The organism is Limimaricola sp. AA108-03 (assembly GCF_050847355.1).
GTDB lineage: Bacteria > Pseudomonadota > Alphaproteobacteria > Rhodobacterales > Rhodobacteraceae > Limimaricola.
In genome coordinates this window covers 1-12,871 of the sequence record NZ_CP193756.1, presented here as the reverse complement: position 1 = coordinate 12,871, position 12,871 = coordinate 1, and the positions used below count along the sequence as shown (strand labels likewise).

The following is a 12,871-nucleotide window of genomic DNA, read 5'->3' as shown; positions in this document are numbered from 1 at the left end:
CAATCGAACATCTCCCAAACTGACAGCCCTCACATTCGATAAACCGACTTATCGGATACGACGAACTGGCTTCCTTAAACCCGCCTTTTCCTCAGTTGCGGATCTCCCGCCCTGCCCTCTGTAAGGCAAGAAATGCCCGGTATCTTTTTTCATGGTCCAGCACCGCCGCTTCGCTCGGTGCGTAGGTCCCGCCTACTCCGCTCATCCGACGCATAGCCTCATTCGCATTCGGCACGTCACCTGCGGCCAAGGCCCCAAGGATGGCGGAGCCGAGCAGCACCGGTTCCTCGGCCTTACTTGACAGCACCGGCATTCCGGTCGCGTCAGCGAGCACTTGGCGCACGAGATCCGACTGGCCTGCCCCCCCGCTGATGACGATGCGCCGCGTGATTGCGCCGGCAGCGTTCTGCGTCTCGGCAATTTGCCTAAGCCCGTAACCGACCCCGCACAGGCCGGCGATATAAAGCGCGACCAAGCTGTCGAGATCCTCTGCCATGTCGAGACCGGCAATCACAGCCCGGGCGGCGGGGTCCGCATGTGGCGCGCGATTGCCAAGGAACTCCGGCACGACGTGCAGCCCGCGAGCAAGATCCACCGCGGCCGATAGATCATCCGACTTTGCGGCGGCCCGCCGCGCCAGCCAGTCCGGCAGGCTCAGCCCCTCGGCCTCGGATTGTGTGCGCGCCTGCGCGGCCGCAGGGTGCATCGCTATTAGCCGCGCGATGGCGGCGCCAGCAACGGACTGCCCGCCCTCGTTGAGCCACATCCCGGGAACCATGGCGGAGAAATAGGGCCCCCACACACCCGGCACGAAAACCGGTTCATGACTGCTGGTCATGGTGCAGGAGGATGTGCCGAAGACATAGGCAAGGTCGTGCTGCGGCGCGCCCTGCGTGCCGACCGTGCCAAGGCCCCCGGCATGGGCGTCGATCAGCCCGGCGGCCACAGGTGTTCCCGCGACAAGGCCGAGTTCTTCCGCCGCGCGCGGCGAGAGCCCCTGCCCCAGTGCGGTGCCGGGCGGCACGATGTGCTGCCCGATCCGGGCGAAGCCATCATCGACGAAGTCGCCCAGCCCGATCCGGCGAAAATAGTTCGGGTCCCAGCGCTCCTCATGCGCCAGATAGGTCCATTTGCAGGTCACGGTGCAGGTCGAGCGCGCCAGATCCCCTGTGGCGCGCCATGTCAGGAAATCGGTCAGGTCCATGAACTGCCATGCGGCGGCGTAGACTTCGGGCGTTTGCTCCTTGAGCCAGAGCAGCTTCGGCGTTTCCATCTCGGGCGAGATAGTGCCGCCGACATAGCGCAGCACCGAGTGACCCGTAGCGTTGATCCGCCTGGCCTGATCCACCGCGCGGTGATCCATCCAGACGATGACGTTTCGCGCCGGATCGCCGCCGGGGCTGACGGGCAGCGGCGCCTCGCTCTCGCCCAGAACCACGAGCGAGCAGGTGGCGTCGAAGCCGATGCCCGCGATGGCCGACGGTTCGATAGCGGCCCGCGCGATGGCGATCCGGGTCGCCGCGCAGACGGCCTTCCAGATTTCGTCGCTCGACTGCTCGGCCCGGTCGGCCGCGTCGCGGTGCAGGGTGATGTCCCGCTTGCCCGTGCCATGCATCCGCCCATCGGCGTCGAACAGCCCGGCGCGGGCGCTGCCGGTGCCGACATCGATACCGAGATAGAAGGACGCGCCGTCGCCCGTCATGCCGTTTTCTTCTCCTCGGCCGAGTTGATCAGGCCATATTGGCTCGCCTTCATCCGGAGGAAGCCGAGCCCGTCATTGAGGACCTCTTCGCGCGCCGGCGCGACCTGGCGCCAGACCGAGAGCGCGGAAGCGATCTGTGGCGGCACGGTGATGAAGCTCTCCATCGCCATCCCGCCCTTGAAGCCGATCGCCGCGAGCGCCCCGAAGATTTCGTCCCACTGGATCGTGTCGCGCCCCGGCGTGCCGCGGTCCGAAGCCGAAAGGTGAATGTATTTCAGGTGTTCGCGGGCACGCAGGATGCCGTTGGCGAGACCCTTTTCCTCAATGTTCATGTGGTAGGTGTCGAGATGGACGAAGAGGTTGTCCGCCCCCACCTTCTCGCACAGTTTCACCGCCTGGTCGGCGGTGTTGAGGATGTGGTTTTCGTAGCGGTTTACCGCCTCAAGCCCGTAGAGCATGCCGCGCGTTTTCGCGTAGGCAGCGGCGTCGCGCACCACCCGCGCGGTGGCGTCGATCTCAGCCTCGGTCGGGGCGGTGCCGGTGCGCTGGCCGATGCCACCATAAAGCACGCCGCTCATCGCCTTGGCCCCGATCGCGTCCGAGGTGTCGATCGCCATCTTCAAGAAAGCCAGGGCGCCCTCCGGGTCGTTGGTCGGCAGCCGGTCGAGCGGCAGGCCGAGCGAGGCCACGCAGTCGACCTCGTGGCGCTCGAGCAGGCCGCGGGTATGGGCCGTGTCGACGCCTTCGGGGTCGAGCATGGTGATCTCGAGAAAATCGATGTCGTGCTTGACCGCCTCGGGGATGGCGAACTCCGCCGCCTCGCGGTTCCACTCCATCGCCCACATCGCGGTGTGTACGCCGAATCCGCTGACGCTCATTGTCTATTCCTTTTCATGGATTGAGGGGGCCGGCCGCTCAGCGCGGCCGAAACAGGGCAAGCCGCGCCCAGAGGAAGCGCACGGCCATCACGAGAACGAGGATGCCGCCCCAGAGCGCCGTCGCGAGGTGCTGGTTGGTGCCGAGCAGGTTCAGCCCGGAGCCGATCACCTGAAGGATCACCAGCGACAGGACCACCGGTACGACCCGGCCGAAGCCGCCGAAGGGATCGACCCGGCCGAGGAAGCAGGCCAGAACGGTGATCAGCAGGTAGGCCTCGCCATGGCCGACGCGCACCGAGTTGAAACGGCTGGCCATGACGATTCCGGCAATCGCGCACATCGCGCCCGACAGCACGTAAACCATGGTCAGCGCGCGGCGCGTGTTGATGCCGGAATAGCGGGTCGCCTCGAGGTTCGAGCCGAGCTGGTAGATCGAGAAGCCGAGCCGGGTGCGGTTTAGGATCAGCGCCCAGAGTGCGACGCAGATCGCGAAGATCACCAGCGGCACCGGCACGCCGAGCAACTCCCCCTGCCCCAGCCAGACCAGTTCGGGCGGAAAGCCCGAGACGCTGCCGCCACGGGTCAGGAACTCGCCCAGACCGCGCAGGAAAATCATCATCGCCAGAGAGGCGAGGATCGGGTGCGCGCCGGTATAGGCGATCACCGCGCCGAGCACCCAGCCGATGACCGCGCCGCTGATGATGGCCGCGATCATGGCAAGGATCAGCATGGCCACGCCGGCATCGCCGCCACCGCCCCACATCAGCACCCAGGCCAGAACCAACCCGGAGATGTTGGCCGAGAAGGTGATCGCGAGGTTCAGGCCGCCCGAGAGCAGCGGGATCAGCATCGCCAGCGTCAGCAGACCCAGCTCGGGGAGCTGGTAGGCGATCGAGGCGAAGGTGGCGCCGGTCAGGAAGCGGTCGGTCACCGCGCCGAACAGCAATATCAGCGCCGCGAGGATGCCCAGAAGGGCGAGGTTCTCGCCGCTCAGGGGCTGGGCCGAGGTCGGCTTGGCCGCGCGACCGGGCACGAGTTGTGCGACGAGCTCTTTCATGACGCGGCTCCCTTCCGAGGCGTATGGGCGAGACGGGGACGGCGCAGGCGTTCGTTGAGGAAGCCCAGCGTTTCCCCGGACATGCTGATCGCGACGAGGATGATGAAGCCGACGATCATGCGGAAGGCGTAGGGCGAGACGCCCAGCAGGTTTAGCCCGTTCTGGGTCACGGAGATGAGCACCAGCCCGAGGACCGCCCCCAGAAGCGTGCCGCGCCCGCCGCCGAGCCGCGCCCCGCCCAGAACGACGGCGGCCAGCACCTCCAGCTCGCGGCCGTAGAGCGCGTTGGGCACCACCTCCTGCGCGTAATGGGCCTGCATCAGCCCGGCGATCCCGGCGCAGGCGCCGAGCCAGCCATAGGCGAGGTAGTGCATCGCGCCGATATTGATGCCGAGCCGCCGCGCGCCTTCCGTGTTGTCGCCCATCGCGAAGAGCTGCCGGCCGATGCTGACCCGGCGCAGCAGCAGCCACGTGGCGGCGAGCACCGCGACCATCACCGCGACCGGCAGGGTGATCTCGGCCCAGCCCACGGCGGTCTCCTGTTCGAACAGGATCACCCGGCGGGTCAGCCAGCTTGGCAGCATGTAGATCGAGACGCCGCCGGTGAAGAACATCAGCAGGCCGAAGAACAGGTTGAAGGTGGCGATGGTGACGACGATGGAGATAATCCGGAAATGGTAGATCAGCGCCGCGTTGATCGCGCCGAGACCGGCGCCGAACAGCATCGCCAATCCGAAGCCCACGGCCCAGTTGCCGCCGCCGAACTGCATCAGCGTGATCGCGGTCAGATACTGCACCACCGAGGCGGCCACCGCGAAGGAGATGTCGATGCCGCCCGCGACCAGCACCACCAGCAGGCCGGCGGCGAAGATCACGTTCACGGCCGAGTAGTTGAGCAGGTCGAACATGTTGACCAGGGTCAGGAAGGTATCGGTGCCCAGGGCCAATCCCGCCCCGATGCAGGCGATGATGACGATCAGCCAGCGCTCCGTGGCGCCGATGCCGGACAGGATCTTAGGCATGGACCGCCTCCTCCAACGCACCCAGTGTGGTTTCGGCCGGGACGTGCTGCCCGACGAGCCGACCGTCGCGCATGTGCAGTACGCGGTCGGCGTTGAAATAGACCTCCGGCACCTCGTCGGAGATCAGCAGGATCGCGAGCCCCTGACGCGCCAGCTCGGTGACGATCTCGAAGATCCCGGCCCGCGCGCCAACGTCGACCCCGACAGTGGGGCTGTCGAGGATCAGCAGCTTCGGCTCCGTGGCCAGCCACTTCGCCAGCACGATGCGCTGCTGGTTGCCGCCCGACAGGGTCGAGACCGGGTCGTCCGCCGCGCCGATCTTCACCCGCAGGCGCGACACCCAGCGATCGACCAGCCGCGCCTTGCGACGCGGCGACAGGAGCCGCCCCGCCCCGAGCAGCCGGTCCAGAACGGTGACGGCGGTGTTGTCGGCGATGGATTGCGGCTGCACGAGGCCCAGCGAGAGCCGGTCCTCGGAGACATAGGCGATGCCCGCCCGGATCGCGTCCCGGTTCGAGCGCATCCTGAGCGGCCTGCCCTGCCACGAGATCTCGCCCGCATCGGGGCGCGACATGCCGAACAGCGACAGGGCCAGCTCGGTGCGCCCTGAGCCCAGCCGGCCGGTCAGCCCGACGATCTCGCCCGGCGCGATGTCGAAGGAGATGTCCTCGTAATCGCCCTCGCGGCTAAGCCCCTTCACCGACAGGATCGGCGCCGCCTCCGGCGCGCGGGCTGGGCGCGGCGCGTAGTCGAAGGTGCTGCCGGTCATCAGCTCGGTCAGCCGGGCCTGGGTCATGCCCTCGGTCGGATAGGTGCCGACATAACGGCCGTCGCGCAGCACCGTCACCCGCGAGGTGATGTCGAGCACCTCGGCGAGGCGGTGGCTGACGAAGACCACGGCGATGTTCTGCGCCGACAGGCGCCGCACGATCTTGAGAAGCGCCTCGGTCTCGCGGCGCGACAGGGAGGCGGTCGGCTCGTCCATGAAGACCAGCCGCGCCTCGGCGACCAGCGCGCGGGCGATCGCGACGAGCTGGCGATTGGCGATCGACAGGCTGCGCACCGGCGCGTCGAGATCGATGTCGACCTCGAGCCGGCCGAGGATGTCGGCCGCCGCGCGGCGCATCGCCGCCCGGTCCACCAGCCGCGGTCGCGCGCCGAGATTGCGCTCGAAGGCGATGTTCTCGGCAACGCTCATCTCGGGGAAGAGCGCGAGATCCTGCCAGATCACCTGAATGCCCAAGGCCCGCGCCCGGGCCGGGTCCAGCCCGGTCATCGGCGCGCCGTCCCATTCCATCACCGCCCCCGGCTCGGGCCTATGCACGCCGCTCACCGTCTTGATCAGCGTGGACTTGCCGCAGCCGTTCTCGCCGGCGAGGCAGAGCACCTCGCCCGGGCGGACGTTGAACGAGATGTCGTCGAGCGCCTGCACGCCGCCGAACCGCTTGGAGACGTGTTCGAGCCTGAGCAGGTAGGGGCCGGCGCCCTCGGCCGTCTTGTCCAGTGGCATGGCGATACCTCCGGCCGCCGGCCGGGCGCCGGTGGCGTGATGGATACGGGAAAGGGGGCCGGCGCCGCGGGCGGCACCGGCCGGGGGAGGATCAGAGACCCATGGCCGCGAGATCGTCCACCGTCTCGGCGTTGATCTCGACCAGTTGGTCGACGATGATGTCGCGCCCCTCGACGTCGGGCTGGATCACGCCCAGCCCCTCGATCTCCATACCGGCCTCGATCGGCTGGCCCTCGGCGACCATCTTGCCGAGCGTCACGAAGACTTCGCCGGCCTGCTTGGGATTCCACATGTAGCCGCCGCTCAGGATGCCGTCATGCACGAGGTTGCGGCCCTGCCCCGGCGAGAACGGCCCGAGCACCACGACCTCGCCGCCGCGCCGCCGCTCTTCGACCGCACGCGCGGCGCCGATCGGACCCTGGCTTCCGAAGGCGAGGAAGCCCTTCAGGTCGTCGTTGGCCCGCATCAGGTCGAGCGCGGTGCGGCGCGAGGCATCAACATCTTCGGCCACCCCGTGACGCTCGCCCACCTGCTCCATCTCCGGGTGGTTCTCTTCGATATAGGCGATGGCCGCGTCGGCCCAGGCGTTGTGCAGCGGCACGGTCAGACCACCGACGAACACCGCGTATTTGCCCTCACCGCCGAGTGCCTCGGCCAGGCGCTTGCCATAGGCCTCGCCAAAGCCCTGCGCCGAGGCCAGTTCGAAATCCCAATCAACGTTTTGCTGATCGGGCGATTCATGGGTGATCACATGGATACCCTGATCCATAGCGCGCTTCAGCACCGGCTCGAGCACGTCAGCATCGTTCGGCACGACGCCGATCACGTCGACGCCTTGGGCGATCAGGTCTTCGACCGCGCGCACCTGGAGCGCAGGATCGGCGCTGGTCGGGCCGACCATGAAGGCTTCGACACCAAGCTCCTCGGACTTCTCCTCGATTCCCGCCTCCATGGCGTTGAACCACGGAATGCCGCCAATTTTCACTACCACGCCAATCGTGGTCTGGTCGTCCTGCGCCAGAGCGCCCGTGCCGACAAGCGTGCTGGCCACGAGGGCAGCCAGAAGGCCGCGATGTTTGAAGGTCGAACCGATCATGGAAATCTCCTCTCTCCCTGACGACCGCCCCACCCCTCCATGAGCAGGATTCACGGCCTTGTAGAATTGCTAAAAGCTTTTAGCATTGGTCGTCAATGGAAATGATTGCATTTCATGCAGCACCTGCCAGAGAGCGGCAAACGGAGTGTAAAGGCATGGTTAAGTCAGGCGCCAAACGGGTCACGATCCGTGACCTCGCACGCATTGCCGGGACATCCATCTCGGCGGCGAGCTTCGTCATGAACGATAGCTGGGAGCGCCACCGCATCAGCGCCGAGACGGCGCAGCGGGTCCGGCGCGCGGCCGACGAGCTTGGCTATCGCCCGAACGCGAAGGCCCGCGCACTGCGGCGGGGGCGCTCTTCACTGGCAGGGCTGATCGTGCCGCATCATCGCAACCGGTTCTTCGCCGGTCTGGCAGAGCATTTCGAGGCCGGGGCGCGGTCGCGCGGGCTCGTGCCGATCATCGGCAGCACGCAGCGCGACCCAACGGTGGAGACCCGCGTGGCCGAGACATTGGTGGCCCAGGAAGTCGAGCTTCTCGTCGTCGCGGGCGTCGGGGACCCCTCCCGGATCAACCGGCTCTGCCGGGAGCGCGGCGTACGCTGCGTGAACGTCGACCTGCCCGGTCCGGACAGCTTCTCGGTGGTCACCGACAACCGAGGCGGCGCCTTTGAGCTGACACGCAGGCTGCTGCGCGGTCTGCCCGAAGGCGCCACGGTCGGGTTTCTCGGCGGCCAGGCCGATGAATACGCCACGGAGCTGCGCCTCGACGGCTACCGCACCGCGCTAAAGGAATCGGGCCACCTTTCGGATGGATCCTCCGTGCTGCGCTGCGGATATGCGCCGCAGGCGGCGCGTGACGCTCTCGACAAGCTGCACAATGAGGCCGGGGCGCTGCCGGACGCGCTGTTGGTGAACTCGATCACCGCCTTCGAGGGTCTGGCCACCTATTGGCGCGACCACCCCGAGCGCTTTGCCGGGCTTCGCGTGGCCTGCTTCGACTGGGACCCTTTCGCGGCCTGCCTGCCCATCGACACAATCATGCTGCGACAGGATGTCGAGGGGCTGATCGATCGTTGCTTCGAATGGTTCGATACGGGGATCGACCGGGCGGGCGAGATCGTCATGGTGCCGCCTCAGCTGGCCATCGAAGACCCTGCCACACCCAACACGACTGAGGAGTGAGTCGGCATGACCGAAACCACCACGATCGAAGCGCTGTCCGACCGGCTCTCGGGGATGGCCCGGGGACCGCGGCGCTGCTTTGCAGCTCTTGCCGGTCCCCCGGGTGCCGGCAAGAGCCACGTCGCAGACGAGCTGATGACCCGGCTGGCCGAAAACGCGCCCGGCGCGGCGGCGATCCTGCCGATGGACGGCTATCACTTCGACGACATGTTGCTCAACGCACGCGGCGATCGGCCGCGCAAGGGTGCGCCGCATACCTTCGATGTCGATGGTTTGCACGCGATGCTGACGCGCCTCGCGGCCGATGACGGGCGCGACGTGGTGGTTCCAGTCTTCGACCGCAATCTCGAAATCGCCCGCGCGGGTGCCCGGGTGATCGAAGCCAAGACGCGACTGATCCTGGTCGAGGGCAACTACCTGCTGCTGGACCGCTCCGGCTGGGATCGGCTTGCACCGCTGTTCGACCTGACGGTGATGATCGAGGTGCCAGAACCGGTGCTGCGCGAACGCCTCGAACATCGCTGGGCCGGCTTCGCACCGGCCGAACGCACCCGCAAGCTCGAGGAAAACGATCTGCCGAACATGCGGGAGGTGTTGCAGTCGAGCCGATCCGCAGACCTGAGATTATTCAATTGATAAAGAAGATCGAGCACTCAGACTGGACTCATCGCGCTGCGGGCTAAGGGAATGCAGGTGCAGAGCAGAAGTTTCCCGGCGACTTATTGGTTTCAGTGTCCTTCCATCTTGAGGAGCATCCGATAAGCCCCAATATCGGACATGAGCGTGCTACCCCCACCGGCATGCCGGACACCCCCCAAATCCCCGCCCAAATCGCCTTGCCCGCCCACGTCGCGGGCTCCGGCCGGCTCGACCGCCTCATCAACACCGCCTGCGGCTACGCCGACCACGCCGTCGCCGAGAACACCCGCCGAGCTTATGTCCGCGACTGGGCGGCCTTTGCCCGCTGGTGCCGGATAAAGGGCGCCGACCCCCTGCCCCCGTCGCCCGAGCTGGTCGGGCTCTACATCACCGATCTCGCGGCGCCCTCGGGCAAGGCCCGCGCGCTGTCGGTCGCCTCCATCGAGCGGTGGCTGGCCGGTCTGAGCTGGGGCTACGCGCAGAGCGGGATGCGGCTCGACCGCCGCGACCGGCACATCGCCTCCGTCCTCGCCGGCATTCGCCGCCGCCACGCCCGACCGCCCCAGCAGAAGGACGCGATCGGGCCGAACGACCTGCGCGCCATGCTGGCAACCCTCGGCTACGACCTGCGCGGGCTGCGCGACCGGGCGATGCTGCTGGTGGGCTTCGCCGGGCGCTGCAGCGTTCGGAGCTAGTCGCGCTCGACCAAGGCAAGGTTGACCCCATGGGGGCAACTGTGTCGTTTCTTAGAGGCGAATGGGCTGTTTGTTTCGGATCATGGCGTTGAGGATGACGAGGAGCTGACGGGCAACGGCAATGAGAACTGTTTTGGGGGCTTTGCCGGCAGCCTTCATTCGATCTCGCATGGCAATCAAGAGCGGCACGCGGCGGGACGCGCTCAAGGCCGCGATGTAGAGAGCCTCGCGGACTTTGCGTCGTCCTCCCCATATACGTCGTGTGCCGCGCCATGTGCCGCTCTCGCGGGCATGTGGAGCGAGCCCGGCGAGAGAGGCGATCCGACGCCGACAGAGCGTGCCGAGTTCGGGCAGTTCGCCGAGAAGCGTTGCCAGCACCGTCGGTCCAATCCCAGGCACGGCGCGAAGCAACTCCGCATGCTCGGTAAGTTCGGGGCTGTCTCCGATCAGAGCCGCAATCTTGCGATCCATGATGACAATGCGGCGGTCGAGCAGCGCGATCATCGTCTCGATCTCGCGCAGGATTGCTGGCTGGCCGGCGCTGTGGCGACGCACCTTTTCGGCTTTCCGCATTTCGACCAACTGCCTGCGGCGACGAAGGAAATCAGAAAGTCGGGCCCGATCCGGATGAGGCGGCGCGGTAACCTCGAGAGGCAAGAGGCGCCCCATATCAGCCAGTATGCGCGCATCGACCCGATCCGTTTTGGCCAACACGCCCGTCGCGCGGGCGAACTCTCGGGCTTGGCGCGGATTGACCCGTGCGAAGCGAAGGCCCCGGTCGCAGAGTGCCTTGATCAAAAGAGTGTCGCAGCCGCTGGTGGCCTCGAAGACGACTAGAGAGTTTGCAGGCAAGGACGCGGTCCAGCGGGTAATGCTGTTCGGATTGTTATCGATCCTCACCACCACCTTGGTCGGCAGGGCGTGCGTATCGATCCAGCCGCGGGCAAGGTCGCAGCCGATGACGGTCTGTGGCATGGTAAAAGCTCCTGTCCATGTCATGCGGGATCGGAGTCAGCCGTCCCAAGCAACTGTTCAGGTTGATCGCGACGCGGAAGGGACCCTTGCTCCCACACGGGCTCTCGACCCTGGGGGGGGACGGGCTCCCTTCCGCACCGCCATTCTACTCCATTCGCAACAGACAGGGGGGGGACGGGTTGGGTCGAGATCGTTGAGGCCGGGGTGCTCGTCACCCTGCGCGGCAAAACCGGCTGGCGGGAGAACGAGATGGCACGCGAGTCGAGCAATGCTACCTGCCCGGTGCAGGCGCTGGAATGCTGGCTGCATTTCGCGAAGATCGAGTTCGGCCCGCTGTTCGCCGCCGTCGGCCGCGACGGCAACCGCGCGCTGGACCGCCGCCTGAACGACTGGCACGTGGTGCGACTGATGCAGCGCACGGCGCTGGCTGCCGGGTTGCGGCCCGATCTGCCGGAGGCCGAGCGTCGCGCTCTCTTCGCCGGGCATTCGCTGCGCGCCGGGCTGGCGTCGTCGGCCGAGATCGACGAGCGACATGTCCAAAAGCAGCTCGGTCACGCCTCGGCCAAGATGACCCGGCGCTATCAGCGTAGCCGGGACCGGTTCCGGGTCAACCCGACCAAGGCCGCGGGGCTGTAGCGGACCTCCTTGCCTCACAATTGGAAAAGAAGGCATCCTGGAATTACGGGGCTACTTACTTAGGTCCGTGTCTCGAAGTCTCTCAGTTCGTTTCCATCAGACCTAGCTAGGGACCATGCATGCTATGGAGATCATCTGCCGTGGCCCCGCAGCCGACTTCGCTTGACCGGCTGGGACGAGTTCACAGCTGTGAACTCACCTCGCCCGAGGTTGCAGAGCCATCACCATACGAATAGGTGAAAAGGCACCTTCGCGCGCCTTGGCCACCAGACTCCGCAAGTATCCTCCAGGGTTCCTGATCGCCGAGAAGCGTTGCAACATCGCACCAAATGCTGTTGCAGCTTGTTCTGCGCCCATAACAGATTTGGCCTCGTGCCATACCGCGTCGGAGATGCCCGACATCGGACGGATCCTATCAGCTGCGCGGACTAGCCCTTTCCAATCGGTAATCGGTTCGGGATTGAAAACGGCGATCTCGGTGCAGGTTCCGAGAACTAGGCGCAGCGGCGGCAGGGTAGGGGTAGCTTTCTCGGCAATCCAGCTTTCGTCATGCTTAGACACACCGTTTGCAAATTGTGCCATTGCGCATGGAGCTTGCGTCGATTCAGAATCTTGAGATTCTTTAGTTGAACTCTGTTGGTGCTGCTCATTCCGGGCGTCATTGGTGCTCGGACACGCTGTATCGCAGCCAACAAATCGTGTCATCGTACCCACTGCCGCACGCAATGCGGCCTCTATTCGGGACAGGGTGGCTGCATCGAGTTTGCGACGCATCGCCTTTGTGGTAGCGGCGGCGAGGTCCGCCAACTGGTCCAACTCTGGGCTGTCGCGATGGTCGATCTTTGCCATATCCAGCAAAGCCAACAGGTCACGTCGCAGGAGGCTGACTGTTTGGCGCAGCGCGGCGCGTTCGGCGGCCTCTGTGCGGCATCTTTCCGCAGCTTGCGCAATTTCGGCGCTCCGGTGCAGCATCGGTGACAGGTCGAAACCGAAGGAGATCTTTGTGCCGGCCACACGGCGGGCGTAGCGCTTACCGTTTGGGCTGTCGCGACGGATCAGGAACCCCTCAGAGACCAGCTTAGCAAGGTGACGGCGCATGGTGGAGCAGGGCATGCCATTGGCACGGGCGCAGATTGTTTCGTTCGAGGGGTGAACGATCAACGGGCCCGACGCGTCCAAACGCGTGTCCGGATGGCAGCTTAGTAGTGCTTGGAGCACAGTAAGATCACGGTCCGAGAGGCCGAAGTTTGTCCGGGCCTCGGTGAGATCGCGCAGGATCTGCCACTTGTCGAGCGGGCAGGGCGCAGGGGCATGCGGCGAGCGTTGCTCGAGTGCGATGCGGACGGACTCCGTCGTTCGCCCAAAAGGCGTTATCGGATGGTAACCCATATTTCGATCACGAAGACAAAGTTTCCCCGTCGTGCGAATCGTTAACGACTTGCACGTGTCGGCGCGGGAGACTAACTTGAAAGTG

At 66.0% G+C, this 12,871-nt stretch carries 10 protein-coding genes and 2 pseudogenes; 4 read left to right on the top strand and 8 right to left on the bottom strand.

Features of this window, described 5'->3' with window-relative positions; translation table 11 throughout:
- Positions 1 to 91: 91 nt before the first annotated feature.
- The 6 genes from ACRAQ3_RS15710 to ACRAQ3_RS15685 form a co-directional block, all read right to left on the bottom strand.
- Positions 92 to 1,702 (bottom strand): FGGY-family carbohydrate kinase, encoded by a 1,611-nt coding sequence (locus tag ACRAQ3_RS15710; protein WP_432256440.1) that lies wholly within the window; start codon positions 1,700 to 1,702, stop codon positions 92 to 94.
- Complete coding sequence (locus ACRAQ3_RS15705; RefSeq protein WP_432256439.1) at positions 1,699 to 2,580, bottom strand: sugar phosphate isomerase/epimerase family protein; 882 nt, start codon at positions 2,578 to 2,580, stop codon at positions 1,699 to 1,701. The genes ACRAQ3_RS15710 and ACRAQ3_RS15705 overlap by 4 nt, the downstream gene beginning before the upstream one ends.
- A gap of 37 nt (positions 2,581 to 2,617) precedes the next feature.
- Complete coding sequence (locus tag ACRAQ3_RS15700) at positions 2,618 to 3,637, bottom strand: ABC transporter permease (protein ID WP_432256438.1); 1,020 nt, start codon at positions 3,635 to 3,637, stop codon at positions 2,618 to 2,620.
- Positions 3,634 to 4,659: an ABC transporter permease gene (locus ACRAQ3_RS15695; RefSeq protein ID WP_432256437.1), complete on the bottom strand. Its 1,026-nt coding sequence runs from the start codon at positions 4,657 to 4,659 to the stop codon at positions 3,634 to 3,636. Before ACRAQ3_RS15695 ends, ACRAQ3_RS15700 begins: the two co-directional genes overlap by 4 nt.
- Complete coding sequence (locus ACRAQ3_RS15690) at positions 4,652 to 6,169, bottom strand: sugar ABC transporter ATP-binding protein (protein WP_432256436.1); 1,518 nt, start codon at positions 6,167 to 6,169, stop codon at positions 4,652 to 4,654. The genes ACRAQ3_RS15695 and ACRAQ3_RS15690 overlap by 8 nt, the downstream gene beginning before the upstream one ends.
- A 91-nt stretch (positions 6,170 to 6,260) precedes the next feature.
- Entirely contained in the window at positions 6,261 to 7,265 is a 1,005-nt protein-coding gene (locus tag ACRAQ3_RS15685; RefSeq protein WP_432256435.1) for a substrate-binding domain-containing protein, read from the bottom strand.
- A 95-nt stretch (positions 7,266 to 7,360) separates the two neighbouring features.
- Between ACRAQ3_RS15685 and ACRAQ3_RS15680 the strand changes: the two genes are divergently transcribed.
- The 3 genes and pseudogenes from ACRAQ3_RS15680 to ACRAQ3_RS15670 form a co-directional block, all read left to right on the top strand.
- Positions 7,361 to 8,452 (top strand): LacI family DNA-binding transcriptional regulator, encoded by a 1,092-nt coding sequence (locus ACRAQ3_RS15680; protein ID WP_432256434.1) that lies wholly within the window; start codon positions 7,361 to 7,363, stop codon positions 8,450 to 8,452.
- 6 nt (positions 8,453 to 8,458) lie between these two features.
- The gene (locus ACRAQ3_RS15675) at positions 8,459 to 9,088 is read left to right on the top strand and encodes a nucleoside/nucleotide kinase family protein (protein WP_432256433.1); all 630 of its coding nucleotides are present in this window, start codon (positions 8,459 to 8,461) and stop codon (positions 9,086 to 9,088) included.
- Positions 9,089 to 9,252: 164 nt separating this feature from the next.
- A pseudogene (locus ACRAQ3_RS15670) lies at positions 9,253 to 9,812 on the top strand (integrase); the annotation flags it as partial.
- A gap of 25 nt (positions 9,813 to 9,837) precedes the next feature.
- On the opposite strand, the gene ACRAQ3_RS15665 reads toward ACRAQ3_RS15670, so the two are convergent.
- The gene (locus tag ACRAQ3_RS15665; RefSeq protein WP_162620613.1) at positions 9,838 to 10,761 is read right to left on the bottom strand and encodes a transposase; all 924 of its coding nucleotides are present in this window, start codon (positions 10,759 to 10,761) and stop codon (positions 9,838 to 9,840) included.
- Positions 10,762 to 10,899: 138 nt separating this feature from the next.
- Between ACRAQ3_RS15665 and ACRAQ3_RS15660 the strand changes: the two are divergent.
- Positions 10,900 to 11,397 (top strand): annotated as a pseudogene (locus tag ACRAQ3_RS15660) (tyrosine-type recombinase/integrase); the annotation flags it as partial.
- 195 nt (positions 11,398 to 11,592) lie between these two features.
- Here the strand turns inward: ACRAQ3_RS15660 and repC are convergent.
- Positions 11,593 to 12,786 carry a plasmid replication protein RepC gene (gene repC, locus ACRAQ3_RS15655; RefSeq protein ID WP_432256432.1) on the bottom strand — a complete coding sequence of 398 codons (1,194 nt, stop codon included), beginning with the start codon at positions 12,784 to 12,786 and terminating at the stop codon, positions 11,593 to 11,595.
- Positions 12,787 to 12,871: the final 85 nt, after the last annotated feature.

Bases quoted from the DNA above. Each gene is read 5' to 3' on its own strand.
- ACRAQ3_RS15695 (WP_432256437.1), bottom strand. From the start codon at position 4,659: ATGCCTAAGATCCTGTCCGGCATCGGCGCCACGGAGCGCTGGCTGATC.
- ACRAQ3_RS15710 (WP_432256440.1), bottom strand. From the start codon at position 1,702: ATGACGGGCGACGGCGCGTCCTTCTATCTCGGTATCGATGTCGGCACC.
- ACRAQ3_RS15685 (WP_432256435.1), bottom strand. From the start codon at position 7,265: ATGATCGGTTCGACCTTCAAACATCGCGGCCTTCTGGCTGCCCTCGTG.
- ACRAQ3_RS15705 (WP_432256439.1), bottom strand. From the start codon at position 2,580: ATGAGCGTCAGCGGATTCGGCGTACACACCGCGATGTGGGCGATGGAG.
- ACRAQ3_RS15690 (WP_432256436.1), bottom strand. From the start codon at position 6,169: ATGCCACTGGACAAGACGGCCGAGGGCGCCGGCCCCTACCTGCTCAGG.
- ACRAQ3_RS15700 (WP_432256438.1), bottom strand. From the start codon at position 3,637: ATGAAAGAGCTCGTCGCACAACTCGTGCCCGGTCGCGCGGCCAAGCCG.
- ACRAQ3_RS15680 (WP_432256434.1), top strand. From the start codon at position 7,361: ATGGAAATGATTGCATTTCATGCAGCACCTGCCAGAGAGCGGCAAACG.
- repC (WP_432256432.1), bottom strand. From the start codon at position 12,786: ATGGGTTACCATCCGATAACGCCTTTTGGGCGAACGACGGAGTCCGTC.
- ACRAQ3_RS15665 (WP_162620613.1), bottom strand. From the start codon at position 10,761: ATGCCACAGACCGTCATCGGCTGCGACCTTGCCCGCGGCTGGATCGAT.
- ACRAQ3_RS15675 (WP_432256433.1), top strand. From the start codon at position 8,459: ATGACCGAAACCACCACGATCGAAGCGCTGTCCGACCGGCTCTCGGGG.